Raw genomic sequence first — 25583 nt, 5'->3', positions numbered from 1 at the left:
CAGCGTTTCTGGAACTTGTATCACAGCGGGTTGCCGGGGCATATCGCCGCCCAGGGAAAAAGCAGCCCACAAAACAGGGGCAAGCCGAAATGGGTACGAACCAGTCGCCGTCTGGCCGCCGGTTCAGGCCAAGGCGGGCAAGCGGGCCGGGCATGAGCCAGCCATGGCGCTGAACGTGTCGAGGCATCCGGGACAGAAGCTCCTCGCGCGCTTCGCAGGGGAATTTCCGAGCAGCTATCACTGTCCTGCCATCAAACCAGAGTTGATTCCAGGATTTTTCAGACTTTGCCTTGATTCGCCTGCTCTCTGTGGGATACGAAGGCGATAAACGTCTGCTTTTATTACATCTCCCTATTGTCACTGGTTCTGGAGGCTTGCCCATGGCACGGTTGATGCCGCCCCGTCGCTTGTGGATTGGATTTCTGGTTGGTTTGCTTGTCATGCTCGTCGCCGTTGGGCTGCCTGTTCGGCAGCAGGCGGCCGGACGGGGCTATTCCGTAACCATGTCAGAGGTGGCCATGCCGACGGATTTCACCATTTCCATTGGGGGTTTTTGTTTTGATCCCAGGAAGGACGACCCGGCGCGGGCGCTGGCGGCGCGGGGCGGGTATCTCACGGAAGCCGCCGGTGACAGCTACCAGATTGTCCAGTTCAACGGACGGGCGCAGGATGCCTGGCTGGCAGAACTGCGGCAGGCGGGCATCGAGCCGCTCCAGTACATTCCGCATCAGGCATACCTGGCGTATGTCCCGGCTGGCGTCCGTGAGGCGGTAGCGCAAAAGGAGTACGTCCGGTGGATGGGGCTGTACCAGCCGGCCTACAAGCTCAGCCCGGCGTTGCAGTGGCTGCTGACCGGAAAAGCCGGAAAGCCGTCCGCAGATGGGACGTACCTTGTGGCCACGTTCAAGCGTTCGGGACTGGAAACGGCGACTGAGCGGTTGGAAAGCCTGGGCAAGGTCATCACGGTGGAGACCATGCCGGCGGGTGCGGTGTTTGATGTGCTGCGGGTGCGGTTGTCGCCAGCGGCTGTCATCCAGGCAGCACAGGCGTCTGAAGTCATGGCGATTGAGCCGTATGTCACGCCGATGCCCGAAGACGAGCGCAATGCGCAGGTCACGGCCGGGAACTACACCGGAACCGGCATAGATAACCTGGCCGCGCCGGGTTACAACCCACAGGCGCAGTTTGGCAGCAACGGCAGCGGGATTACGGTCGGGGTGGTGGATGACGGGGTGGAGATTCCCAGCCCCCAAGGCTTTTACATCACGGCGGCGAATGCCGTGGCGGGACCGCCCCGTGGCGCTGACAGTTCACAGTCGTTTCGCGGCGGTCACGGGCATCTATGTGCCAGCATCATTGCCGGCACAACGCCCTTTCCGAACATTCTCGACCCACGCGGCTACAACTACGGACTGGGCGTTGCGCCAGGCGCACATATCGTTAGTGTGCCGCTCATTACGGGCGGAGCTTTTCAGGGGGGCGACGTAACGGCAGTCAACGATACTGTCACGACACTGCCGCCAAATGGCATCCGGGCGACGATTTCCAACAACAGTTGGGGCGCCGGCGTTGCCACCGACTATGGTACCCGTGAGGCGCAGTACGACGCCTTCACCCGTGACGCCTCACAGGGCGATGGGATTGATCCGCTGCTGTTTGTGTTCTCTTCCGGCAATAATGGTCCAGGCTCACAAACCCTGACACGCCCGAAAGCGGCCAAAAACGTCATCACCGTTGGCTCATCGGTGGGGCTGCGCCCGGAGTTGCCTTCCTTCCAAGGTGTTCCCAACACCAACATAGACTTCATCTCCAACTATTCGAGCCGGGGACCGGCGGCGGATGGCCGTATCAAGCCGGATGTCTGCGCGCCGGGGCAGCAGATTACCGGGCCGCAGTCCGCCTCAAATCAGGTTGGCTTTGGGACATTGGGTGATGGCGTTCACATTCGTGGCAGCGGGACTTCCTTTGCCGCGCCGCATGTCTCCGGGGCGGCCGCCGTGTTTTCCGGCTGGTGGCGTGCGACAAATGCGGGGCAGTTTCCGGCACCAGCGCTCATTAAGGCGGCCCTTATCAATGGCGCGGTGGATATGAATGCCGAGCATCCGGGCGTGCCGGGCAGCAGCTCGACGGAGCCGATTCCCAACATTGCGGAAGGGTGGGGGCGCGTCAACCTGCGCAACTCCATTCCCGGCGGCGTCCCCACGGTGTATGTCAACGAAAACGTGCCGCTGCTGGACAACGGGCAGACGTACGTGTTTACCGGGCAGGTGGCCAACGGCGGACAGCCCTTGCGGGTGACGTTGGTCTATACGGATGTGCCGGGTGCGCCCGGCGCCAACCCGGCGCTGGTCAATGACCTTGACCTCAGCGTGTCGGTTGGGGGACAGACCTACCGGGGGAACGTCTTTGCCAACGGTCTTTCCACGCCAGGTGGCAATGCCGACAACCGGAACAACGTCGAGAACGTCTTTCTGCCGCCCCAGCCGGCGGGGACGCCGGTTGTGGTGCGGGTGGCGGCGACGGCACTCAACGGAGATGGGATTCCGGGCAACAGTGATACGACCGACCAGCATTTTGCCCTGGTCATCAGGAATGCCGTGGCCAGCACGCCAACCACGCCGTTGCTTGCGGTGTCGAATGTCATGGCAACAGAGGTCGGCGGCAACGGCAACGGTTTGCTTGAACCCTGCGAGCAGGGCAGTCTGATGCTTGGGTTGCGCAACGATGGGACGCCGGCCACGGGACTTTCGGCGACACTGACGGCGCTGACGCCGGGTGTCTCCATCCTCAGCGGCACAGGAACTTTTGCCAACATTGGGCAGGGGCAGAGTGTGACCGGTCCTACCCCGGCCTTTCGCTTTCTGCTGGGGCCAACGGTGCCCTGTGGGCAGGTTGTGCAGTTTCAACTGACGGTGAACTTCACCGGCGGCGGCAGCCCGTTTGTCACCACGGTGCAGGTGCCAACCGGGGGAAACAACTATGTGTTTACGCCATCGGGTGGGGCCACGATTCCCGCCGGTGGGCAGCTCGTTGCTGGCAGCCAGCAGGACGATGCCTTGATTCCACTCACGGCCCCATTTGCCTTTTCCATTTACGGGACGAACGTGGCCGCCGGTGCTACGGTGACTGCTGACACAAACGGGGTGTTGCGCCTGGCTGGCGGTGGTGCAAGTGCGTTTGGGAACACATCGCTGCCATTTCCCGGTTTTGGCAGTGCGCCGGCGCTCTGCGTGTTTTGGGATGACATTGACCTCCGGGCTCAGCAGTCGGGGCCACCCAGTGGCATCTTCACCCAGGTTACGGGAAGCGCCCCCAACCGGCAGTGGATCATCGAGTGGCGCGGGGTACGGTTTGATACCTCAGAGGAAATCCGTGTGGCGGTAGTGCTCCAGGAAGGCACGAACCGCTTTGAGTACCGCTATGCCCAGACCGGCCCGGGAAATGGCAACAGTGCCACGGTGGGCGTACAGGCCACGGGAAGTGGCTCGCTCTTCACGCAGTTTTCATTCAACCAGCCCAGTGTGACACCTGGCTTGCGGCTTGAAGCGCAGCTTGGCTGTGGGCCGTGTGTTTTGTGTGAGTACGCCGTCAGCCCGTCAACCTTGAGCGTGGGCGGGGATGCCGTACCCAGTGTGACGGTGACGGTGACGACGGGTGCGAGTTGCGCGTGGGAAGCGACGGTACGCAACACCGATGCGCCGTGGGTGAAGCTGGTGTCGGCACAGTTGGCCAGTGGACAGGTGGTAACGCCCCGGATGGTCGGCGAGCTTGGGGATGTGAACCGGCGGCTGGCGCTGACGGGGACGGGAAGCGCGACGGTGACTTTGGCCGTCGGGCGCAATCCGGGCGGGGCGGCGCGGACGGGGACGGTGCTGGTGGCCGGGCAGGTGGTGACGGTGACGCAGGCTGGGGGCAGTGGCGGGGGCGCGCCGCTGGGCGCGACGATGGCAATGTTCCGGCCGTCGAACGGGTATATGTACCTGAAGAACCGGCTGATTTCGGACTTTGCGGACCAGGACTTTTTCTACGGGACAGCCGGAGATGTGCCGATAGCGGGCGACTGGGACGGGGATGGTATTGACACACCGGGGATTTACCGGAATGTGGGTGGCGTGATGACCTTTTTCCTCATCAACAACAACACGGGCGGATTTGCGGACGTGTCGTTTGCCTTTGGGCAGCCGGGGGACATTCCGATTGCTGGCGATTGGGATGGCAACGGGACGGTGACGTGCGGGGTGTATCGTCCGGGGAATCAGACGTTCTTTTTGCGGAATGCGAATACGGGAGGGAATCCTGACCTGACGGTGGTGATCACCGGGGCGCAGGCGAGTGACCGGCCGGTGGCCGGGCGGTGGGTGGCTGGAAGCCCGGTGACGGGGGTGGGGCTGTACCGGCCGGGTAATGGGCAGTTTCTGCTGAAGAACGCGAATGTAAGCGGCCCGGCGGATGCAACGTTTGTGATGACAACGACGGGGACGCCGGTGGCGCCGGTAGCCGGGGACTGGACGCGGCAGGGCTTTGCGGCGGTGGGCGTAGTGGTGAACGTCGGGGGAACGATTCAGTTTCAGTTACGGACCTCGAACACGGCCGGGCCGCCGGAGCTACGTGTGAACTACGGTGCGCCGGGGGACGTGCCGCTCATTGGCAACTGGGATGGGCAGGTCAAGCTGCCGCCGGTGTCAGTGCCGTGAGGGGGAATGGCGAGTAGTGAATGGTGAATGGGAGGGGCGGTTCGCTAATCACCCCTACCGGCTACCCGCTATTCGCCACTCGCCACTCACTATTCGCCATTTGCTACTACTGCATTTTCCATTCAGGCACGATTATGACCCAACTGGCACACCTCACGCGCCTGCTGGCGAAGCTTGGGAAAAAACCGAACATTGCGCCAACGCCGTCGCGGCTGGTCTATCAGGAAAACAAGTTGCGGGTACTTGGCTACGCTCCTGCCGGGAAGCAACGGGGGCATAGTCCTTTACCGGTGCTTATCATCAATTCGCTCATCAACAAGTACTACATCCTGGATTTGACGCCCGGCAAAAGCTTTGTGGCGTATCTCGCCGGAGAGGGCATCCCGGTGTACATGATTGACTGGGGTGTACCGGATGCCGGCGATGCCCGCCTCACCCTGGCGTATCACGTCAATCACTATCTGCGGCGGGTGGTGGAATCCGTCTGCGCCGACGCCGGCGTAGAGCAGGTCATCCTGCTGGGCTACTGCATGGGTGGGACGCTGTCGCTGATGTACACGGCGCTGCATCCGGCGCGCGTTGCCGGGCTGGTGTTGCTGGCCACGCCAGTGGACTTTGCCAATGACGCCATACTCAACCTCTGGACGCGCCGGGAGTATTTTGATGTGGACAAGCTCGTGGATACGTTCGGCAACCCGCCGGAGCAGCTTCTGCAATCCACCTTTATGATGATGAAGCCGACGAAAAACATCACCAAGTATGTGGATTTGCTCCAGCATGCCGACAATGAGGATTTTGTGGAGACTTTTCTGGCCTTTGATTACTGGGTCAACGATGTTGTTTCGCTGCCGGGGGAGACGTTTCGGCAGTTTGTAAAGTGGTGTTATCAGGAAAATCAACTCGTGCAGGGGAAACTCAGGCTGGGGCGGCGGACGGTGAAGCTGGAGCAGATTGCCGTGCCGGTGCTCAACGTGGTGGCCAACCACGATGACGTTGTGCCGCGTGTATCTTCGGAGGCGTTAATGGGGCTGGTTGGGAGTCGGGAGAAGGAACTGCTGGCGGTCAATGGTGGGCATCATGGGTTATCCATTGGGAAGAGCGCCGTGGAGGTGGTGTGGCCGCGGATTGCGGCGTGGGTGCGGGAGCGGCGTGCGGGGTGAGGCAGGTTGGCGTTCTGGGAAATTCTTTCGTCTGATAACGCATGAGAAATCACCCCAGAGCATCTCATGTTTGAATGTTTGAAATGGAAGGGGGGAAGCCATGGCGACCCAGCGCTACTCCGTCACGCCGCATCCGGTTGAAACCATCCTCGCCTGGGTCAAGTCAGGTGAGATCGCCATTCCTGAGATTCAGCGTCCGTTTGTCTGGGAAGCAACGAAAGTGCGCAACCTGCTTGACTCACTGTACCAAGGCTATCCCGTCGGCTATCTGATTACCTGGCGCAATCCTACGGTAAGGCTGAAAGACGGGACTCCATCGGCTGGAAAGCGAATTCTCATTGACGGGCAGCAGCGCGTCACCGCGCTCATGGCGTCGCTCCTGGGGCATGAGGTGCTGACCAAGGACTACGAGAAGGTTTACATCCGCATCGCCTTCCATCCCCAGGAGGAACGCTTCGAGGTGGCCAACCCGGCAATTCGCAAGGATGCTGCCTGGATCGAGGACGTGACCGCAGTATTCGCTCCCTCCACGAGTGTTTTTCAACTCGTGACAGGGTATTGCCAGAAGAACCCTGGTGTTTCGCAGGATGCCGTATTCGCCACGCTTGAAAAGCTGCGCAAGATTATCAACAACCACGTTGGTGTGATTGAGTTGGCGCACGACCTCGACATCGAGACCGTCACTGAAATTTTCATCCGCGTCAACTCAGCCGGTACCGAGCTGTCGCAGGCCGACTTTGCCATGTCCAAAATCGCCGTGAACGAAACCTACGGTGGCGATTTGCTCCGCAAGGCGATTGATTACTTCTGCCACATGTCCGTGGCACCGGAGTTCGTGGTACACGTTGAGAAGCGTGACCCGGCATTTGTCGCCTCCGAGTTCTTCTCCGTCATGCGGTGGCTCAAAAATGCCAACAACGATATCTATATCCCGTCCTATACCGACATGCTGCGGGTCGCTTTCACGTCGGAATTCGGGCGCGGCAAGCTGCAGGACCTGGTGGCATTGCTTTCGGGGCGGAACTTTGAAACCAGGCAGTTTGAAGAAGCCATCTCTGAGGCGTCATTCGACAAGCTCAAAAAGGGCGTCCTGGCTTTTATCAACCAAACCCACTTTGAGCGCATCACCATGATCCTGCGTTCAGCCGGTTTCGTGACCAGTGACCTCATCAGCGGCCGGAATGCGGTGAATTTTGCTTACGTTCTCTATCTCCGCGGCCGGGCCGAGCGCGTGCCTGCCGCGGACCTTGAGCGGCTGGTGCGGCGGTGGTACGCCATGTCCATCCTGAGGAGCCGCTACACCAGCAGCCCGGAAACGGCCTTTGACTACGATATCCGGCAGATTGCGGCGCGCGGGTTGGTGTCCTATTGTGACGAGATCATCAAAAGTGAACTGCCGGACAGCTTCTGGACTGGTACGCTGCCGCAACTGATGAACACCTCTTCGGCACAAAGCCCTTACTTCCTGGCCTATCAGGCCGCACAGGTGAAGCTCGGCGACAAAGGGTTTCTCTCCCGTGACATCACCGTGCGGGACCTCCTGCTGAACCGCAGCGATGTGCACCACATCTACCCCAAAAAACATCTTCAGAGACAGGGGCTTGCGCGGGGACGCTACAACCAGATCGCCAACTTCGTCCTGACGCAGAGCGAGATCAACATCGCCATCGGGGACAAGCCGCCCGATCAATACTTTGCCGAGCTGGCCGAACAGGTGCACGGTGGCAGGAAGCGATATGGCGGGATCACCGATGAAACCGAGTTGCGTGCCAACCTGCGCACCAACTGCGTCCCGGATTCGCTGCTCGACGGGCAGATTCCAGACTATGATGAGTTTCTGGAGCAGCGGCGCAAGCTGATGGCGCTCAAGATCAAGTCCTGGTTCGAGACGTTGTGATACCACCCGGCTGTTGCCCAACCGCAGATTGACCGGAACAACTCAGCGGGAAGGGAAGACGGCAGAGTTCGGCCGTTTTGGCAAACAGGCTGTGCACGGTGGCTTCCCGGTCGGGGAAGCGTTGCCGGGTTTTTTGCTTCAGTAATTCCAGTCGGGCCTGTTTGGTGTCGGGGTTTTTCATCTGCAGTATAAAGAACTGCATCTGCGGCGGAACGCAAAAGAAGTGATCCAGGCATTGCTCATGCATGAGGTGATCAAACTGCTGCGCAATCTGAGCTGCAAATGAAAGCATAACGGAGACAATTGGGATCGATCAAATTCAGCACTAACATTCCTCAAGTTTACATTTCTGCTTCATCAGCACTCTTAATACCTATTCTATCATGTGTACATGTAACACCTACATGTGTACATGCACTAAGTGTCAATATCTCTGTATCATGAATACATGCAAATTGTCCGAAATTTAATGAATATGTGTATCAATCAATCGGTAGTATAATCCGCAAAGAATTGACTGTTTTATTACAGAACTTGGTTGGTATCTGGCTGTAAGGTTTAGTGGCTTCGGAGCGTACCATTGCTCCGTTTGGGAGGATTTGGCTTCTGTCCCAAAGTACCTTGGTTTTGGGTATTTGGACAGGGCTGAATCAGGACCGGGGCTGGTCAGCACCACACCCAAGGACCAATGCACGCTGTAGGTTGAGTTGCTTTGGCTGGTGATGAGCACGACAAAGCGGCCGGCAAGTTTGCTCGCCGCTTCTGTTTGTTGGTTATCGGCATACGGCTCCAATGCCAGCAGTTTGCTGGCAAGGCAGAGGTTTTTTCAAGGGAGGGAAGTCACTGTGAGTTCACTACAGGAAGCGCACGCCACGTTGTCATCAACCATGCTGCCCAAGTCCCGTTGGGAACGGCTGCGGCGGTTTTTCTCACTACAACCTTTTGGGGATGAAATGCTAACGCCAGGCGTCCAGATGTGGCTGTATGCGGCCTGGATTCTTGTGATGGCGATGGCGCTGCTGGAAGGCTGCGCCTGGGGATGGTTTGGGTCAGGCGTGGCAAGCGGCTGGCCGGGAGTTGTCATCGGGATTGCTCTTGGCGGTCTGGCATTCCTGATCATTTGGGCGCTGGATGCATCACTGATGACCAGCAATCTGACGGGTCATGGGGGAGGTAAAAAGATTTCCCTGATTGTTGTTCGGTTGGCATTGACTGGGTTCTCGGTGTGGCTTACGGCACCCTACCTGGCACAGTTTGTATTTCGGGCCGACATCGAGGCTGACTTGCGCCGCGACCAGAACCTGGCCATTGACCAGGCGCGGCAGGCGATTGCTGCCCGGACGGAGGCCAAACTGAACGATCTCCACAAAACGATACAGGCAGATCGGGAAGGGCTCATTCTGGAGGTTTCGGGGCGGGGGCGCTCAAAGCGTTACGGTGATGGGTTGACCTCAAATGCAATTCGTGAGCGCATCCTGGCGCTGGAAGCGGAGGCGCAGAAGTTGGAGAGTGCCGGGCAGAATGAGTTGGCTGCTTTCAATCAGGCAGTTGCCCAAGGGCAGTTTGACCTGGTCAAAGTGCGGTGGGGCGTTGATATTCCAAGTGATTCGCCAGTGGAGCGCGCAGCCCGTTTACCGAAAAAAACGCCGTAAAGCCCTGCACTTTAGGGCAGGGATATAAGGCGCACGCTGTTTTATCAAGCCAAACCTGTGATAAAATAGCAGTATGAGAGTCATGGAAGCCAAGCTACTCAACGGGACAGCAGAGCAGTATCAGGCTCTGGATGAAGCCATCCGTACCGCACAGTTTGTCAGAAACAAATGTGTGCGGTACTGGATGGACAACAAGGGCGTCAACAAAGCTGTTCTCTATGCCCACTGCAAAGACCTGGCCAAAGAGTTTGACTTTGCCAGGAAGTTAAACTCAGCGGCAAGGCAGGCAAGTGCAGAGCGAGCTTGGGCTTCCATTTCTCGGTTCTATACCAACTGCAGAAACAAGGCGGTCAGGAAAGGGTATCCCAAGTTCAAGAAGCATTGCCGTTCTGTGGAATACAAGGTATCTGGCTGGAAGCTGTCAGGGGATGGGATGACTATCTCGTTCACCGATGGCTTCAATGCTGGCTCGTTTGCTCTGTACTGCAATGGTGAAGCAAGACGGTTGATTCTTGAATCCAAAATCAATCGGGTGCGGGTGATACGCAGGGCAGATGGATACTATGCCCAGTTCTGCTTGGATGTGGAGCGCAAAGAGCGGGGAGCATACACAGGCAATGTGATTGGCATTGACTTGGGCTTGAAGGCTTTCTACACCGACCAGAACGGCAACCCTGTAGAGTATCCTAAGTTTTTGAGGCGTAGTGAAAGGAGGTTAAAGCAACACCAGCGCAGATTAAGTCGGAAGTTCAAGAAGAGGGCAAAATCCCAATCCAAGAACTACCACAAGCAAAGAAAGCGACTGGGCAAAGTGCATCTGAAAGTCCAACGCCAGCGTAAAGACTGGGCAGTCAGGCACGGTGCGTGGTGGCATCTCACGATGTCGTGGCGTATGAAGACTTGCAGGTGAAGAACCTGGTCAAAAATCATCATCTTGCCAAATCCATTCATGATGCTGGCTGGTCTCAATTCACTGCGTGGCTGGACTACTACGGCAAGGTGTGGGACAAGGCAGTCGTCAGCGTACCGCCGCAGTACACCACACAGGACTGTAGTAACTGTGGGCATTATGGTAGTAAAAACCCTATCCACCAGAACCCATAGTTGTCCTCAATAAGGAAGCAAGTGGCGAGTGGCGAGTGGTTCAGAGGCGAGTGGTGAGTGGCGAGTGGCGAGTGGTTCGGAAGGTAATTCGCTACTCGCTACTCGCTGCTCGCTACTCGCTCCCTGTTCGCTATTCGCTACTTGCCACTACAGTACCTTTGGGCAAAAGGGAACTGCCTCGAAAGAGGGAACGCTTGGGGAGAGATGCACCGCTGCTTTAGAGGGGCAACCTGATGAAGTAAGTGCGCTCGCAGAACCAAGAACAAGAATCCCCTGCCTTTAGGCAGGGGAGTATGTCAACTTTCGGCTCTCAACCTCTGACATTTCTTTGTGTAGAACCAGGGGCCAGAAGCTGAGAGGTTTGATGGGCGGAATCGTTTTGCCTTTGACGCTTTGCTTTAAGGGCAAACTACCGCCCATTTTTCATTGGGCTGCACAGAATGGTCATTGCTTAATCTGGCTGTGGCACAGGCGTTAGAGAGAGGACACTTCGGTGTTGCTCACCTGGTGCGGCCGGTAGGCTCAGGAGAGGACGTCACCAGCATCTTGAGTTTTTTTCGCAGCTTCATGTGGCGCATTGGTCTGGCGCACTGTGGTGTGTGCCTCCAGGTCTCAGGCGCATTGCTTGTTTCCGGGGCGGGGCACGGAGTTTTTTCAGCTTTGGGCTGGTCGCAGGAATTTTGAGTCTGATAATACAGATTATGTTTTCATGTTCGTCCGCAAGGATGCAGAAATGTTGCCGGAATGTTCAACAGACGTAGCACCAAAAGCCTAACCACAAACAACAAAAGTTCAATGCCGGGTTTTGTCTGGTTCACCCCGACTGGAAAGGTATCGAGCCATGCCCACAAAACGTCTACGGACAGGACGCCAAAGCTGGTTCGTCAGTCTGCTGGCAGGACTTGTCACACTCAGTCAGGCCAACGTCACTGCCGGCAGACATCCCCCGCCAACCAACCACGAAGCCGTTTCCGTGGCCGGGCTGAATCTGAGACCGGAAGAACAACGGCTTCTCGACACCGGCGGCATTGTCGTCCGTCCGCTCCCGGCCGGCCACGCCAAAACCATCGCCGCTCAGGGACTGGCCATAGTGAAAAGCCCGCCGGAAACGTTTCTGGACGCCTGCCGCTCCCTGAAAGCCATCCGGCATGGCGGAAGCGTCACCACCTGTGGGCGATTCAGCCCCGTCCCGACGCTTGCAGACGTGGCGCACCTTCCTGTGAGTCCTGACACCCTTACGGAGCTTTCCACGGCGCACGTGGGAGACTCAAAAATCAAGCTTTCTGCGGCAGAAATTGAAACCCTGACGCAACTCCGGCAGACCTGCCCGGCGGCACAGCTCCGCCCGTCGCTGGCGGATGCCTACCGTCAGATGCTCTGGAAACGCACGCTGGCGTACGCAACCCACGGGCAACGGGGGCTTCCGGCCTACGCGGACAAGAAGGTGCCAACCGATGTGCAGGCGGCCCTGGCGTCCCTGTGGGCCGAGTGTTTTCGTCCCACCCACCCGGCATCCCAAATACACGCGGCGCTCGAACGTTTCCCCCACCTGGATACCACCCGAAGCGAGTCTTTTCTCTACTGGGCTGTTCAGAAGTACGGCGATCTCAAACCCGTCACCACACTTGTTCATGTGCTTATCGGGCAGGAAGCGGGGCGTGACTATGTTGCCTCAACGCTCATCTACGCCAATCACTACACGGAAGCGGCTTTTGTTCTGGCTGAACTCATTCCCGTGACTGATCCTGCCGGCCGGACACAAACCATCGTGGTGTACAGCGTTGGTGTTCAGACCGATCTTCTGGGTGGGCAGCTTGGGTTTTTGAAGAAGAAGTTTGCCCAGTCAAAGCTGCTGAGTACACTCAAGGGCGGGCTGACGACGCTGCGGACGACGGTCCTGGCGGCCTCCCGGGCGCGTGAGGCAGGGCCGGCTGGGGTACATGGGAGCGCGGGCTTCCAGCCCGCAGATCAGAAGACTGAGGACAATCCAAAGCTACTTGGGTTTTGAAAGCGCCGGGGCAAAAATGGATACTCAGGCGAACAGTGGTGTATTTCCCTGCCAACGGCCTTCGGAAATACCCTGGATTCTGAGGTGCATCCATGACCACAGACCGGTTGGACATTCGTCCCTTTGAGAATGCAGTTGCCCGTCTTGAAGAGGGCATTTCAGAATATCAGGCTGACCCAACACGGACGCTGTTGCGTGATGGTGTGATCCAACGCTTTGAATTCACCTACGAGCTTGCCCACAAGACCCTGAAGCGTTTTCTTGAGTTCGTTTCCCCAAATCCAGCCCAATACGACCAGATGTCCTTTCAGGACCTGATTCGTTCCGGTAATGAGCTGGGGCTTCTGCTCAGTGATTGGCCGACTTGGCGGCGTTACCGTGAAATGCGCAGCAAAACCAGTCATACCTATGACGAGGGCGTTGCGCTCGAAGTCGTGGCCGGGATTCCCGCCTTTCTGGAAGAAGCCCGCCATCTGCGCGACGCACTGAAGGCAAGGCTCACATGAGTACGGCTTGTCCCCCGATAGACATTCACCCAAGGCAATGGGCCATTGTACGACGTATCCTGCAGAAGCACGTGCCCGGGTGTGAAGTATGGGCTTTTGGCTCCCGTGCGAAGTGGACGGCCAAACCGTACTCCGATCTCGATCTGGTGATCATCAGTGACCGGGGATTACCGCTGGATGTCAGGGCTGCTTTGCGGGATGACTTTTCGGAATCTGACCTGCCATGGAAGGTGGATGTGGTGGACTGGGCCACCACCAGCCAGGCCTTCCGGGAAATCATCGAGCAGGAGAAAGTTGTGGTCCAGGGTGGAAAGTAAAAATATTTGGGGGCGCGGGCTTCCAGCCCGCAGACAAGTCCGCACGTCCCGGACGCATTTACCGGACGCCGAGCGCTTTGTGGGCACTTCCAAGCCGGAATATCCGAGGCAGACGTTGCCATTGCGGGCTTTCCAACAGTTCTCTGCGGGCTTCCGGTCCGCAAATAAGCTCTACACGGCTTCCCGTCAATTTTTTGAATCCGTCGGCCAGCCCAGCGCCTGAAGCGTGACCTTGGCCAGCCGCTTTGCCGCCAGTTCGGACTCCCGGTTTCCGTTCTGCTGCGCGTCAAGGTGAAACGTCGTCATCAGCCCGCCAAACAACAGGCAGGTGTCATACAAAGCCGTCAGTTCCGCCGCTGGTTGCTGCATCAGCTTCGGGTCAGAGGTCAACAGTTCGTGAACCGCACCCAGAAGAAACTCCGACTCCTCATCGGTCAGGTCCCGTCCACGCTCAATCCCGACGGCAACGCCAACCGCCAAAGCCACAGCATACGTCAGATTGTTTCTGCGGAAGTCCGGGCTGCGTTCAATTTCCTTGAAAATGGCGTCGCCCAGCGAAAGCAGCGTCGCCCGCTGCTGCGGGTCGTTGGACAACGACGCAAACTGCTCGGCAATGGACTGCCGCCGGCGCGGACGAAAATCCGTCACGGCATACTGGCGCGGTGCCTGTACCGGACGGCTTTCCGGTGCGGCCGCCGGCGTACGCCGTTGGGCATTGCTGCCGGCCCGGCCCCGGTCGCCGGAAAGGCGCAGCGGCACCGACTGGTAAAACACACTGCGCTGGGACAACGACAGCATGAGACTCAGGTTCGCCATGGCCATGGTCTCAAACTGCATCCCGCTCAGCGGATCGGTAAACTGGGCGCGCGCCTCACCAGAGGCAGCCGCAAGCCACGACGCAAACAGGAAGAAAAAAACAAAACTCCGGCGCAGCGCCCTGCACTTCAACATCGCTTGCGCAACTCCTTTCACAACCGGCACGCATCGGAAGGGGCCGGTACAAAATGTCGTGTGGCACAAGGATACGTGCTTCACTGTGTCAACGCAATACAGCGCCGGGGATTTTGAGAAAATTTCGCGTACTTTCAGATTTTTGTACGGCGCGCCGTCCCTTGCTTCTGTCACACGGCCCAGGATCATGGCCACCGGCAGCACATCAGCAATCATGCCGGACAAACTCACACAAGGGTGCGACTGCGTATGAAATCCCTGACGGAATACCTGACCTTCAACCTTCCCTCCAAAATGGCCTTCGTCAACATCACACCCCAGGTTGAGGCAATTGTGCGGCGCAGCGGCGTCAAGGAAGGGCTGGTGCTGTGCAACAGCATGCACATCACCTCCAGCGTCTTCATCAACGACGACGAAGCCGGCCTGCACCACGACTTCGGCGTGTGGCTGGAACAGCTCGCGCCTTTCAACCCGGACCCGAACCACTACCACCACAACCGCACCGGCGAAGACAATGCCGATGCCCATCTCAAGCGCCAGATCATGGGACGGGAGGTTGTCGTCGCCATCACCAACGGACGACTGGATTTCGGCCCGTGGGAGCAGATTTTTTACGGTGAGTTTGACGGCTACCGGCCCAAGCGGGTGCTCGTCAAGGTCATCGGCGAGTGACTGCCTGCGCCCCGGTTCCCGGCTCTCATGAACGCTGCGCCCGCCCCCGGCTTTCCTGCCACAGGCGGCAACGGGCCACCATCTGTGCGGCCAGCCGCGCATCCTGCCCGAAATGCAGGTGAATGTAGCTGGCATGCAGGTAGCCGCTGGCAAACCCTTCGGCGCGTGGTTGTTCTGCCGGATGACGCGGCTCAATGACGTAGGCCGGCGGCGCTCCTTCCGGGCGCTGCCACGTCGAGTAGTGAAACTCGTGCCCCCGCAGCCGTTGTCCGGCCGCGCCCAGAAGTCCGTCGGCAGCCAGCCTGACTTCCCGGTAGCCCATGACCAGCCGGCGCTCCATCCGGCAGGCACCGGGAACAAGGCCAACCATCGGATGGCGCTGCCCTTCGGCATCTTCCAACGCCTCGGTCAGATACATCAACCCGCCACACTCGGCGTAGATCGGCATCTCCTGGGCGTGGGCTTCCCGAACGGCCGCCAGCAACGGACGGTTGGCACTGAGGGCGGCGGCATAAATTTCAGGATAGCCACCGCCGAAATACAGCCCGCTGATACCGGGCGGCAGAACGGCATCGCGCAACGGACTGAACCACACGACCTCCGCACCCGCGGCCCGCAGCGCGTCCAGATTGTCCGCATAGTAGAAACAAAACGCCTCGTCACGGGCGACACCTATCCGAACCACGCCATCCGAAGCCGCGGCCAGGGCCGCAGCCAGTGGGCCGGCGCTGTCCGGCAGCGGTAGCGGCAGCGCGGCTTCAGCCAGGCCTACGACCGCTTCCAGGTCAACATAACGCGCCATGGCTTCCCGCGCCCCGGCCAGGAAGGTCTGTACCGCATGCGGCCGTTCCTCGACGGTCAACAGCCCAAGGTGCCGCTCCGGTATGGCAAGGTCGGGCAGGTACGGAAGACAGCCAAGTACTGGAACGCCGTACTGCGTGATGGCCTCCCGCAGCCATGCGGCATGGCGCTCCCCGCCAACCCGGTTGCAGATGACGCCAGCGATATTGACCTTTGGCATAAACGTGTGAAAGCCGTGGACAACCGCCGCCGCACTGACCGACATGTGGCTGCAATCCACGACCAGAATGACCGGAGCCGCCAGCAACAGCGCCATCTGCGCTGTACTGCCAGCGAGCGGATCGCTGCCGGCGCCGTCAAAAAAGCCCATGACGCCCTCGATGATGCTCACGTCGGCCGTAGCGGCCGCCCGCGCAAACACCAGTTGCACCGCAGCCGGCGGCAGCATCCAGGCGTCGAGGTTGCGTGAGGGCCGCCCCGTGGCCGCCGTGTGGTACATCGGGTCAATATAGTCGGGGCCGACTTTGAACCCCTGTACGCGCCGGTCTGCTGCCAGCGCGGCCATAAGTCCCGTGGCGACAGTGCTTTTGCCGTGACCGCTGGCCGGCGCGGCAATGATGATTCTGGGAGGGTTCACGGCACGTTATTCAAGACGGGTCACCAGACCGAGTTCATAGCCGATGGCTTCGATGTCGGCGATGGAAAGCACCACTCCTTCCGGTGGACGCTGATTGAGGCGTAGCACAATCGCCGACTCGCCTGCCAGATGCTCAACCGTGACCCGGTTGAACGGCACGTCAATGCCCAGCAGCCGGGTCATCAAGGCTGCTGTGGCGCGATGCCCGACGGCCGAGTAGAGCGTCCGTCCCGCCTGGCGAAACCGGGCAATGAGCTGCCGTGCCGCTTCCGGTGTCACCGGCTCGTAGCGATAAACACCATAGGCGGTGAGAATGCTGGCGTTGAGAAACAGGAGACGCCCCGACGGCCGGTTCGACGGAGTTGTCAGACCTGCCGGCTGATGTGGTGTCTCATGTAGGCTGTGACCTGGTTCCTGAACCGGGTCATCGGCGGGGTTTGACATGCTGGTTCCTGATGCGGTGTGCCGTGGTGTACGTGCCGGCGGATGGTGGGCGCATAAAGCTGGTCAAGCAGGGCCTTGCCGCTGGTGAAATCGCGTGTCCCGTACTGCTCGGCAAAATACTGCCGGAGGCGATGCCACAACCGGCGATAGGGATGTGCGGTTGTGTAATGCTTCAACGGCGTGTGTCCCCGGACAATGCGGATGATGCTTTCCGCATTTCCCGGAATCGCAAGCGCCGCCGGAGCGCCGTTTTTTTCTGCGTTTTTCCGGGCAAAAAGGGTGATGTTCCCGCCATCGTCGGAGGTCAGTTGACCAATCCCGGTGAAGCCTGTTTTTTCAGCAAGCTTTTGCAGCGTTGAGAGGTTGAAGTTGAAGATGTGGGCTTCGTGAAAGGTGTTTTGGGGCGCCTGGCAGGTCGCCTCAACATTCGGCACTTCGATAACCAGTATCCCGCTGGGCTTCAGCAGCCGGTGCAGTTTCAACAGGACTTCGGCCGGTCGTTCGGTATGCTCCAGGACGTGCCACATCGTGATCAGGTCAAAGTGTTCTTCCGGCAAGGCCACATCCTGAGCAAAGCCGATATGGACCTGAAGCCCATACTCACTTTCGGCATATTCCGCATAACCCCGGTTTGGCTCAATGCCCTGCACGGTGTGACCCAGTTTGTGAAGCAGATAGATGAACTCCCCTCCCCCGGAACCCACATCCAGGATCGTCTGTGGGGTCGGCAGCAGATGCCGGATGGTCTGACAGCGTGCCAGTGCCAACCTGCCGGCGCGCAGAATATGCTTTGGTTTGGGCGTGTACGTGCCTTTGTAGTGGAGGCGGTAGTGTTGTGTGTAGAACTCACGGGGGTTATGGGGAAGCGGGTCTGACCAGACCAGCCCGCACTGAAGGCAGATCACCGTTCGGAGAGGTTTCCCATGGCGGCCGCGGTTAGCCAGGACAACGCTTTCAGGGTTGCCGCACAGTTGGCATGGCGATGCGCCCACGGCACGCGGAGCCAGAGTGGAGAGGGTTGCAGATGGGCTTTCCAGAGAAATCATCAGCGAAGCCTACCGGCTAGAATTCAATGCCCCGCTGCGCCTTGATGCCGCTGCGGAACGGATGTTTGACAAGCTTCATTTCGGTGACGAGATCGGCCAGCTCGACCAGCTCCGGGCGGGCGCTGCGCCCGGTGATGACGACGTGGAGCGCCGGACGTTTCTGCCGCAGCTTTTCCATGACCGGTTCCAGAGGCAGCGTGTCATCGCGCAGGACAATGTTGAGTTCATCGAGCACCACCAGATCGTAGTGCGGGTCTTCCATCAGGGCGCAGGCTTTGGCCCAGGCACGTTCAGCCGCGGCGCGGTCGCGTTCCCGATCCTGGGTTTCCCAGGTGAAACCTTCGCCCAGTGCAAAGAAATCCACCCGGCCGGCGAGTTCCCGGGCAAAGGCAGCTTCCCCGCTCTCCCGCGCCCCCTTCGTAAACTGGACGATGCCAATCCGCATCCCGTGCCCCAGTGCCCGAAACACCATCCCCAACGCCGCCGTGGTTTTTCCCTTTCCGGGGCCCGTGTGGACGATGATCAGCCCTTTTTCCTGGGTAGCCTGCGCGATGCGCGCGTCCTGGAGGGCCTTTTTGCGCGCCATCTGCGCCCGGTGCTGTGCCTCGTCTGTCATGACAGCCCCCTTCCCTTTGGCCCTGCCAAGCACACCGGCTACGGCAAGGCATTGACGGCACGAACAATATCACCTACGGCGTCGGCAATGTGGTGCGATACCGTCCGCAGCGACCGTGACGGCAGCGCCACGACGCGCCGTTTCCGAATGGCACTCAGGCTGGCCAACCGCTTGTCGGCCAGCAATTGTTCCCGGAAGCCACGGTCGGCCGCCAGTCCCGTCGCCACAAAGATGACATCCGGGTCACGCGCCAGCAAGGCCTCGGCCGAAAGCGCCACGTGGCCGGTCAGGTCCGCAGCGGCATTGCGCAGGCCCGCTGCGGTCAGTTTCACATCCGCCATGGTATCGCGCCCGGCCACCATCAGCGGTGGCATCAGGTACAGCGCCCGCCACCCGGCCCGGTCGGGACGCAGCCCGGCCCGCGCCTCAGCCAGTTTTGTCCGCATGTCGGCAATCACGGCCTCGGCGCGCTCCGGTTCGCCCACCGTCTGCCCGATCCGGCGCAGGTTGTTTTCAATGTCAGCCAGTGACCGGAAATCCTCGACGACCACGGTTGGCGTTCCGGTCTGCTCGACGGCCTGCCGCAGTTCCGCTTTGGTGTAGCGCGCCAGCAGCACCAGATCGGCCCGCAGCGAAAGAATCCGCTCCGGCTCCCGTTCGACAAAGACACCAATCCGGCGGGCCGTATCAGCCACGTAACTCACTTCGGGGTCGGCAGCGTACTTTGACAGCGCGACGATCCGTTCCGGCGGCACGAGCGCGCAGAGGATTTCATCCGTACCAACCGAAAGTGAGGCGATGCGTTGTGGCTTGGGCGCGGTTGTGTGTGCAGCCGGCCGGTGGTTGTCGGCCGGCGCACGAAAGGACTGGCAGGCAGTGCCCAGCCACACGACGGCTGTCACAGCCGCAACGGCCGTGGCCGTCCGTGACCAGTTCCCTTGCGCGTTATGTCTCCCGGTCACAGTTCACCTCCGCCTGCTGGATGGCTTCTTCAGCCGTTGCCTGGACGGCGGCCAGACGACGTAGTACCGCTGGCGGCGGCTGCGCCCACAGCCCCCGCCGGGCCGCTTCCAGAAGCCGCGCAGCGATGTCCCGCTGTGCCCAGGGATTGCTCCGGCGCAGAAACGCGGCAGCCGCTTCATCAAAAAGGTATGCCTCGGCAACCCGCTCATACATCCAGTCCGCGACGAGACCGGTCAGCGCGCTGTACCCAAACAGGTAATCCACGGTGGCGGCCATTTCGAGGGCGCCCTTGTAGCCATGTTCCTGAATGGCCCGCAGCCACTTTGGATTCGTCACCCGTGCGCGCAGGACCCGGCGCAGTTCTTCGTCAAGTGAGCGCACTTGCGGCCGCGCCGGATCAGACGAGTCGCCCAGCAAAGTCGGCGGCAGTTCCCCGCGCAGGTTGTGGACGGCGGCCGCCATGCCGCCGTGAAACTGCATGTAGTCATCGCTGTCAAGAATGTCATGCTCGCGGTTGTCCTGATTCTGGGCCACGACTTCGCAGGCCGCCAGTCGCGCCGCCAGGATGGTTTCGGCCGGTGTGCCATACTCGCCCGCCGTGTAGGCGTAGCCACTCCAGCGCAGGTAAATCTGCGCCAGGTCTTCGCGGCTCGTCCAAGCGCCTTCGGCGATGGCGGCCAGAATCCCCACGCCATAGACACCGGGCCGGTTGGAAAAAACCCGGAAACGCGCCTGCTGGCGGGCCACTTCGGGCGGTGTACCGGCGGCAATCCGCTGCTGTTCCTCCACCCGGACATGCTTGCGGACGTAGTTCCATTCGTCCGGTTCATCCGCTTCGGCGGCCAGGTTGACAGCGTCATCGAGCAACGCCAGCAGGTTGGGAAAGGCATCGCGGAAAAAGCCGGAAACCCGGACGACGACATCAATGCGCGGGCGTTGCAACTGCTCGACCGGCAGCAGCCGGAGACCGGCCAGGCGCTGGTTGGTCACATTCCATACCGGCTCGACGCCAAGCAGCCAGAGCACCTGGGCAAGGTCATCGCCCTGGGTACGCATGTTGGCCGTTCCCCACAGCGTCAGGCCGATGACTTCGGGAAAACGTCCCTGCTGCCGGACGTATGTCGTCAGCAGTGCGTCCCCCAGTTGTCGTCCCACCTGCCAGGCAAAACGGGAAGGAACGGCGCGGATGTCCACGGCATAAAAGTTCCGCCCGGTGGGCAGCACGTCCACCCGGCCACGGGTTGGCGCGCCGCTGGGACCCGGTGGAATGGACTTCCCTTCGAGGGCATCCAGCAGGTTGCGGATTTCCTCCGGCGCCTGCCGTATCCGGGGCAGGATGTCTTCTACAAGATACGTCAGTGTGCGTTGCGTCTCCGGTTTCTCTCCGGTCAGGTCGGTCACGGCCATCGGCGCAAAGTTCCGTTCAGCCAACTGCCAGACCAGGTTCCGTACAGCGGCGTCTATGGCCCGCCGCAGCCTTCCGACCGTGGTGATGGGAGTGTCACTGAGCACCGCCAGGGAGGGTGGTGTCGCCGCCGGGGACCACGGCGTTTCGGCCGGAAGGGTCAGGAGGTCGGCCGGCAGGTTGAGGTCGCGCACCAGCGCTGCCGGCAGTCCCAGGCAGGAAGTCCCTCCCTGCCGTGCCAGCGCACAGAGGAAGTCCACCAGCCGTTCGCCAGCGGGGACTTCCCCCAGAATGTGCAGTCCGTGACGAATCTGGATTTCCCCCAGGTCACAGAGATAGCCGTCGAGTTTTTTCAGAAACGCCGGCAGGGCGTCTTCGTCCGGCCGGGCGGTGTAGCCCAGGTCGTGGTGCAGGTTGGCCGCTACGACGGCTTCCCAGATGGCGTCCACAATGAGGCTTCGTTTGTCAGGGTCGAGTTGGTCGGCACGTGCCAGTTCCGCCAGAAGCCCCTGAAGTGGAGCCAGTTCACCTTCCTGGTCGGCTTCGGCCTGCGTCATGGGCGGCGGCAGGTGGCTGACCAGAACGGACTGCCACCGCCGTTTGGCCTGTAGCCCCTCACCCGGATCGCCAATCAGAAAGGGATACAGCACCGGCGTATCCGGCAGGACGAGTTGGGGGTAGCACCGGTCGGACAGCCCCAGCGACTTGCCCGGCAGCCATTCCACCGTGCCGTGCTTGCCGCAGTGGATGATCGCATCCACACCAAACACGGACCGCAGCCAGTGATAGACGGCCAGGTAATGGTGCGGCGGGACGAGTTCCCCGCTGTGGTAGATCGCCCTTGGGTTTTCCCCGTACCCACGCGGCGGCTGAATGAGCACCAGAACGTTTCCGTAGCGCCGTCCGGCAATGTAGCCCACATCGCCTTCCACCATGACGCGGCCCGGCGGCTCGCCCCAGGTTGCCCGGAGTTCCGCCTGGCACACCGCCGGCAGGGTTGCAAACCACGCCTGGTAGTCCACTGTGCGGTAGTGCGCTGCCGATGGTTTCTGTTCTGCGGAAAGCATGGGCGCTTCGTATCCGCCCCGGGCCAGCAGTTCCGCCATAAGGGTGTCGCCGTCCGGCGGCAGTTCGCCGACGTGGTAGCCCCGTGCGCGCAGCGCCCGCAGAAGGTTGAGGACGGAAGCCGGTGTGTCCAACCCGACGGCGCTGCCGACCCGTCCGTTGCGGTTGGCAAAGTTCGTCAGCACAATCGCCAGCCGCTTCGTGTGGTTGGGCAGGCGACGCAGCCGCGCCCACCGGGCGGCGAAGGCAGCCAGCCGCTCCACCTGCCCCGGAATGGGTTTCTGGCGGCCGGCACCGGAAGGGGTTGGCTCCTGAACGCCGACCACGGTCGAGATAATCCGTCCGTCGAACTCCGCCATGACGACTTTCATGGCGGCATCGAGCGGCGACAATCCGGCCGGGTTGGCTTCCCAGGCGGCCAGTGTCTCGCGTACCGTAAGGCCCTGGATGACAGGAATCCCCAGATTGACCAGGGCTTCCAGGGTGGCTCCGGCAGCTTGTGGGCCGCGCGGCCCGTGGCCGATTTCAGCCAGGGCGTAGCTGACCAGACTCACGATGACTTCCACCCGGGCCTGACCAGGCTGCCCGAAGTAAGCGGCCAGTGTTTCCGGCGCCAGCTCCCGCAGGCTGTAGCAAAAGACCGGCAGCACCCGGCAGGAAGTGGCTTCGAGCGCGCGTATGAGCGCATCCACAACGGCCAGATCGCGGCTCTGCCAGTAGGCCCGGTAAAACAGTACACCCACCAACGGTGCGGTTGGGTCGCGCCAGTGGTGGCGGCCGAAGGTTTCGATGTCCAGTGTCGCGGTCACTTCCAGGTCGGCCGCGTCGGGGTGGTACAACCCACACAGCGGCATGGCGGCCGGCGGCGCGGCGTCAAAGGTGGTGCCCAGCACCTGATCGGACAAGTACCGCAGCCCTTGGGCATAGTTGGCGCTGCCGCCAGCGACGCAGTAGGCAAAGAATCTCGCGGCTACCTCCGGCGCAACCGTCGTGTAGTCGGCCAGGTCAGCATCAGGCCGGTCATCCCCCGGCAGCGCCAGCAGTGCCACGCCCGTTCGGTGGTGCATGGCGCGCAACTGTTCCAAGCCTTCCCGAAAGTATGCCCGTCCGCCCAGGATGCGGACAATCACCAGGCGGGCGGTGGGAGCGATGTCGGACAGAAACGCCGCCACTTCGGCCGGTGTTTGCAGGGCGTAGCTGGGGTGCATGTGCAGCGGTGGGAAGCCATCCGGCAGTTGGGCCCGGGCGGCTTCCAGTACCGTCAGCTCGGTATCAGAGGCGGAGATGAAGACGACATCCGGCCGCAGCCGGTAGGGGTTGTCGTGCGCTTCACGGCAGCGGTTGTCACTTTGCCCGGCGGCGACAACGGTGTACCGCGACGATTTGGATTTGGGCGGCGTCCCGCCGGGATTCGTCGGGTGGTAAATCCCCATGTTGAAAGGTCAGACTGTGAAGGGTTCCCGGTTTCCGGGTCGGCTTTACCAGGGCGGGCCTGGTTCGTGGCCGGGTTTTATGCGAAGTTGGGCCGGGTCATCAAGCCAACGTCGGCGGGTGTCCGCGACATAAAGTGACCGTCCGGGCTGCGAGGCGGGTGAGTTCGTCCTGCGGGTGACACGTGCCGACACATCGCCGCACACGTTCTGGATGTCCCGTCTGGAAACCACCGCTTCAGGATGGCCTGTTCCAGTCGTTCAGGTACCGGCCCAGGGCCTGGTAGAAATCCGGGCGGTCCAGCTTTTTCAGGACGTTACCCTGTTCGGGGTGCAATGGCAGGAATCGTCCCTGGTCATGTGCTTCCCCGTAAGAATGCCCATCGTCAACGGTCACCACCCCTGTGAGGAGGATGGCGTCGGGGCGGAAGGCGATGGCGTTCTGGATTTTGAACCGCTCGAAGACAACCGGGTGGATTTCAGCTTGGTCGAGGGAAGGGGCTGGCAGGTGAGGTGGCGGGCTGTACATGGACAGGGCGGCGCCTTCCAGCAGGAAGAAAACCACTCCCGGGAAGCCCTCCGGGAAGATGATCCAGTACAATGGCTCCAGACGCTCACCATGTGGCGTGGCACCCCCGGAGCCCCCCACCTCGAACTGATCACTCTCGGACAGATGATGCGCACCCGCGCCGGGCACACCCCACCGGGCGGAAACCATTGCCGCCCAGCTCGCCGCCATCCCCGCTCTCGTCCGCCACGGAGACTACTGGACCGATACCGCCACCGCCGAACTCGACCAGGACGTCTGGCAGCGCCTCCGCGCCATCCCTCCCCGGCCTCAACGCCGGGGTTTCCCGCGCAATTCGATGATGCCAATTGTTCAGTGAACAATTGCAGACCTGAGTCGCCTTTCCGGTATTCCCCGGCTGAGTTGGACTCCTCTCCCACTTCCAGTAGGCTGGCCTTGGTAGCCCCACTCTCCCTCTCCATGCACGTTATCGGATTGCCCATCAAAATAGTTGAAGTATGTTCTCAGCATTGAGAACAAGATTCAGCGTGAAAAAAGCGCAGAAAAAAAGCATGTTATCGGCATTTCGCAAGACACTATGGATAAACGTTATCAGTAAGTCGTATTCGGCGGTTGTCACTCTGCCTGGCGGCGACAACGGTGTGCCGCCGCCGGTGGGTGTCCGGGATGCCAAAGCCATGTGGCATTTGGCTGTGCCCGGAATCGTGCTTTTCCTGTGGTGAGGTGCCTATGCTGAATGTATGCCGTGTTGTTCTTGGGTTGTGGATGGTTTTGGGTGGCGTTATCTGGGTGCTAGGGCAGAGCCGGCCGGCTTCCCGCCCTCCGGCCAACCCTGACTGGTATGACTACGAGCGGGTCGGCCGCCGGCCGACCATCAACGGACGCCCGGCCCGGGAGAAGATGCACACCTACGAGGAGCGGGCCGGGGCAATTTTTTCCGACCGCCCGGTGACACGCCGCGGGACGACGCTCCCCAATGCCCCACAGCGCGGCCCGCGCCGCAGTGTCACGAGTTACCGTCCCGTGGCGGATATGCTTGCCCCGGAGATTCTGGCCCAGGAAGCCGATGGCGATCCGCTTCAGGTACGCCGCTTTTATGAGGAAGCCTTGCGGGAGTACCGCCGTGGTCTGGTCGAGCAGGGCTGGCCCGTTGAAGATGTCGGCTCGGCGATTGCGGTGTACCTCAACAACCACTACACCGTCGTTTTCGGCCAGCCGATGCCGCCCGGCGTACCTTATGCGCTGTATGAGCTTTTCCAGGGCATCCTGACAGAAGATCAGGATTTTGTGGCTTCGAGCGACCGCGAGCGGCAACTGCTGGCTGAATCCTTGGCCATTCTGGCAACAGCGATGTACTCGCAATATACGTCGGCGGCCGGACGCGAGCGTGAACGTCTCCGGCAGCAGGCCCGCGCCAATCTGGAATCCTTCACCGGGCAGTCAGCCGAGGAATTCCGTGACTTGGTGCTGGCCATCCGTGACCGGGATGCGCGGCAAGCCCCGCCGTTCAGGGCGGGGAAGGATAGCGCAGACGGCGGAGCCGTCCTTTGGGTTTATCTCAGTGCGGTGTCTGTTGCTGCTCGATGTACTGGCGCACGATGGTATTTCACCAAAAAGACCACGTGAACGTGCAACTTGAAAACACAGTGCCGCCCATGTCGAATGTCGTTGTCATCACCCATAGAC

At 60.6% G+C, this 25583-nt stretch carries 21 protein-coding genes and 1 pseudogene; 12 read left to right on the top strand and 10 right to left on the bottom strand.

All coding sequences use genetic code 11. The features are described 5' to 3' along the window. The first annotated feature begins 380 nt into the window (after positions 1–380). The 3 genes from CABTHER_RS12575 to CABTHER_RS12565 all read left to right on the top strand — a co-directional run bounded on the left by CABTHER_RS12575 (position 381) and on the right by CABTHER_RS12565 (position 7751). Positions 381–4694 (top strand): S8 family serine peptidase, encoded by a 4314-nt coding sequence (locus CABTHER_RS12575; protein WP_014101037.1) that lies wholly within the window; start codon positions 381–383, stop codon positions 4692–4694. Positions 4695–4828: 134 nt separating this feature from the next. Beyond that, positions 4829–5854 carry a PHA/PHB synthase family protein gene (locus CABTHER_RS12570; protein WP_014101036.1) on the top strand — a complete coding sequence of 342 codons (1026 nt, stop codon included), beginning with the start codon at positions 4829–4831 and terminating at the stop codon, positions 5852–5854. A 100-nt stretch (positions 5855–5954) separates the two neighbouring features. After that, positions 5955–7751, top strand: a complete 1797-nt coding sequence (locus tag CABTHER_RS12565) for a GmrSD restriction endonuclease domain-containing protein (protein ID WP_014101035.1) — start codon at positions 5955–5957, stop codon at positions 7749–7751. Here CABTHER_RS12565 and CABTHER_RS12560 read toward each other — a convergent pair. After that, positions 7726–8043, bottom strand: a complete 318-nt coding sequence (locus tag CABTHER_RS12560) for a hypothetical protein (RefSeq protein ID WP_014101034.1) — start codon at positions 8041–8043, stop codon at positions 7726–7728. The genes CABTHER_RS12565 and CABTHER_RS12560 overlap by 26 nt on opposite strands. A 553-nt stretch (positions 8044–8596) precedes the next feature. Here CABTHER_RS12560 and CABTHER_RS12555 point away from each other — a divergent pair. The 6 genes from CABTHER_RS12555 (at position 8597) to CABTHER_RS12535 (ending at position 13338) form a co-directional block, all read left to right on the top strand. Beyond that, positions 8597–9403 carry a DUF4407 domain-containing protein gene (locus CABTHER_RS12555; RefSeq protein WP_212770451.1) on the top strand — a complete coding sequence of 269 codons (807 nt, stop codon included), beginning with the start codon at positions 8597–8599 and terminating at the stop codon, positions 9401–9403. A gap of 73 nt (positions 9404–9476) precedes the next feature. Next, positions 9477–10313, top strand: coding sequence for an RNA-guided endonuclease InsQ/TnpB family protein (locus CABTHER_RS17935; protein ID WP_014101032.1), 837 nt, complete (start codon positions 9477–9479; stop codon positions 10311–10313). Next, a complete protein-coding gene (locus CABTHER_RS17930; protein ID WP_455423178.1) occupies positions 10271–10507 on the top strand; it encodes a zinc ribbon domain-containing protein in 237 nt (78 codons plus the stop codon). The genes CABTHER_RS17935 and CABTHER_RS17930 overlap by 43 nt, the downstream gene beginning before the upstream one ends. Positions 10508–11348: 841 nt before the next feature. Next, the gene (locus CABTHER_RS12545; RefSeq protein ID WP_014101031.1) at positions 11349–12515 is read left to right on the top strand and encodes a hypothetical protein; all 1167 of its coding nucleotides are present in this window, start codon (positions 11349–11351) and stop codon (positions 12513–12515) included. 107 nt (positions 12516–12622) lie between these two features. Beyond that, positions 12623–13021 carry a nucleotidyltransferase substrate binding protein gene (locus tag CABTHER_RS12540; protein ID WP_455423214.1) on the top strand — a complete coding sequence of 133 codons (399 nt, stop codon included), beginning with the start codon at positions 12623–12625 and terminating at the stop codon, positions 13019–13021. Then, positions 13018–13338: a nucleotidyltransferase family protein gene (locus CABTHER_RS12535; protein WP_041569973.1), complete on the top strand. Its 321-nt coding sequence runs from the start codon at positions 13018–13020 to the stop codon at positions 13336–13338. Before CABTHER_RS12540 ends, CABTHER_RS12535 begins: the two co-directional genes overlap by 4 nt. A 186-nt stretch (positions 13339–13524) precedes the next feature. On the opposite strand, the gene CABTHER_RS12530 is transcribed toward CABTHER_RS12535, so the two are convergent. Then, entirely contained in the window at positions 13525–14289 is a 765-nt protein-coding gene (locus tag CABTHER_RS12530; protein WP_041569972.1) for a DUF6683 family protein, read from the bottom strand. A gap of 249 nt (positions 14290–14538) precedes the next feature. Between CABTHER_RS12530 and CABTHER_RS12525 the strand changes: the two genes are divergently transcribed. Next, positions 14539–14961: a secondary thiamine-phosphate synthase enzyme YjbQ gene (locus CABTHER_RS12525; protein WP_014101027.1), complete on the top strand. Its 423-nt coding sequence runs from the start codon at positions 14539–14541 to the stop codon at positions 14959–14961. A gap of 25 nt (positions 14962–14986) precedes the next feature. Here CABTHER_RS12525 and CABTHER_RS12520 read toward each other — a convergent pair whose 3' ends face one another. From CABTHER_RS12520 to CABTHER_RS12490, 7 genes are all read right to left on the bottom strand, one after another. Beyond that, positions 14987–16399, bottom strand: coding sequence for a cobyrinate a,c-diamide synthase (locus CABTHER_RS12520; protein WP_041569971.1), 1413 nt, complete (start codon positions 16397–16399; stop codon positions 14987–14989). 6 nt (positions 16400–16405) lie between these two features. Next, positions 16406–16843, bottom strand: coding sequence for a YddF family protein (locus tag CABTHER_RS16750; protein ID WP_081464998.1), 438 nt, complete (start codon positions 16841–16843; stop codon positions 16406–16408). Next, a complete protein-coding gene (locus tag CABTHER_RS12510) occupies positions 16765–17889 on the bottom strand; it encodes a class I SAM-dependent methyltransferase (RefSeq protein WP_148264103.1) in 1125 nt (374 codons plus the stop codon). Before CABTHER_RS12510 ends, CABTHER_RS16750 begins: the two co-directional genes overlap by 79 nt. A gap of 16 nt (positions 17890–17905) precedes the next feature. Continuing rightward, positions 17906–18505, bottom strand: coding sequence for a cob(I)yrinic acid a,c-diamide adenosyltransferase (gene cobO, locus CABTHER_RS12505; protein WP_014101023.1), 600 nt, complete (start codon positions 18503–18505; stop codon positions 17906–17908). A gap of 38 nt (positions 18506–18543) precedes the next feature. After that, on the bottom strand, positions 18544–19467 hold the full coding sequence (locus CABTHER_RS12500) for an ABC transporter substrate-binding protein (protein ID WP_041569970.1): 924 nt from the start codon (positions 19465–19467) through the stop codon (positions 18544–18546). Then, the gene (cobN, locus tag CABTHER_RS12495) at positions 19451–23371 is read right to left on the bottom strand and encodes a cobaltochelatase subunit CobN (RefSeq protein WP_014101021.1); all 3921 of its coding nucleotides are present in this window, start codon (positions 23369–23371) and stop codon (positions 19451–19453) included. The genes CABTHER_RS12500 and cobN overlap by 17 nt, the downstream gene beginning before the upstream one ends. 235 nt (positions 23372–23606) lie before the next feature. Beyond that, a complete protein-coding gene (locus CABTHER_RS12490) occupies positions 23607–24107 on the bottom strand; it encodes a hypothetical protein (protein ID WP_014101020.1) in 501 nt (166 codons plus the stop codon). Between the two features lie 317 nt (positions 24108–24424). Between CABTHER_RS12490 and CABTHER_RS17100 the strand changes: the two genes are divergently transcribed. Next, positions 24425–24619 (top strand): hypothetical protein, encoded by a 195-nt coding sequence (locus tag CABTHER_RS17100; protein ID WP_148264102.1) that lies wholly within the window; start codon positions 24425–24427, stop codon positions 24617–24619. Next, complete coding sequence (locus tag CABTHER_RS12485) at positions 24564–25523, top strand: DUF6683 family protein (RefSeq protein WP_335334126.1); 960 nt, start codon at positions 24564–24566, stop codon at positions 25521–25523. Before CABTHER_RS17100 ends, CABTHER_RS12485 begins: the two co-directional genes overlap by 56 nt. Here CABTHER_RS12485 and CABTHER_RS16745 read toward each other — a convergent pair. After that, a pseudogene (locus CABTHER_RS16745) lies at positions 25493–25579 on the bottom strand (IS200/IS605 family transposase); the annotation flags it as partial. The gene CABTHER_RS12485 and the pseudogene CABTHER_RS16745 overlap by 31 nt on opposite strands. Positions 25580–25583 lie beyond the last annotated feature (4 nt).

The organism is Chloracidobacterium thermophilum B, assembly GCF_000226295.1.
Taxonomy (GTDB): Bacteria; Acidobacteriota; Blastocatellia; order Chloracidobacteriales; family Chloracidobacteriaceae; genus Chloracidobacterium; species Chloracidobacterium thermophilum.
The sequence above is the reverse complement of the archived record's forward strand: the minus strand, read 5'-3'. Positions and strand labels throughout refer to the sequence as shown.

Excerpts from the sequence above, each read along its gene's own strand:
- CABTHER_RS12575 (WP_014101037.1), top strand. The coding sequence starts at position 381 with ATGGCACGGTTGATGCCGCCCCGTCGCTTGTGGATTGGATTTCTGGTT.
- CABTHER_RS12570 (WP_014101036.1), top strand. The coding sequence starts at position 4,829 with ATGACCCAACTGGCACACCTCACGCGCCTGCTGGCGAAGCTTGGGAAA.
- CABTHER_RS12565 (WP_014101035.1), top strand. The coding sequence starts at position 5,955 with ATGGCGACCCAGCGCTACTCCGTCACGCCGCATCCGGTTGAAACCATC.
- CABTHER_RS12560 (WP_014101034.1), bottom strand. The coding sequence starts at position 8,043 with ATGCTTTCATTTGCAGCTCAGATTGCGCAGCAGTTTGATCACCTCATG.
- CABTHER_RS17935 (WP_014101032.1), top strand. The coding sequence starts at position 9,477 with ATGAGAGTCATGGAAGCCAAGCTACTCAACGGGACAGCAGAGCAGTAT.
- CABTHER_RS12545 (WP_014101031.1), top strand. The coding sequence starts at position 11,349 with ATGCCCACAAAACGTCTACGGACAGGACGCCAAAGCTGGTTCGTCAGT.
- CABTHER_RS12535 (WP_041569973.1), top strand. The coding sequence starts at position 13,018 with ATGAGTACGGCTTGTCCCCCGATAGACATTCACCCAAGGCAATGGGCC.
- CABTHER_RS12530 (WP_041569972.1), bottom strand. The coding sequence starts at position 14,289 with ATGTTGAAGTGCAGGGCGCTGCGCCGGAGTTTTGTTTTTTTCTTCCTG.
- CABTHER_RS12525 (WP_014101027.1), top strand. The coding sequence starts at position 14,539 with ATGAAATCCCTGACGGAATACCTGACCTTCAACCTTCCCTCCAAAATG.
- CABTHER_RS16750 (WP_081464998.1), bottom strand. The coding sequence starts at position 16,843 with ATGTCAAACCCCGCCGATGACCCGGTTCAGGAACCAGGTCACAGCCTA.
- CABTHER_RS12510 (WP_148264103.1), bottom strand. The coding sequence starts at position 17,889 with ATGATTTCTCTGGAAAGCCCATCTGCAACCCTCTCCACTCTGGCTCCG.
- cobO (WP_014101023.1), bottom strand. The coding sequence starts at position 18,505 with ATGACAGACGAGGCACAGCACCGGGCGCAGATGGCGCGCAAAAAGGCC.
- cobN (WP_014101021.1), bottom strand. The coding sequence starts at position 23,371 with ATGGGGATTTACCACCCGACGAATCCCGGCGGGACGCCGCCCAAATCC.
- CABTHER_RS12490 (WP_014101020.1), bottom strand. The coding sequence starts at position 24,107 with ATGGCGGCGAGCTGGGCGGCAATGGTTTCCGCCCGGTGGGGTGTGCCC.
- CABTHER_RS12485 (WP_335334126.1), top strand. The coding sequence starts at position 24,564 with ATGCCAAAGCCATGTGGCATTTGGCTGTGCCCGGAATCGTGCTTTTCC.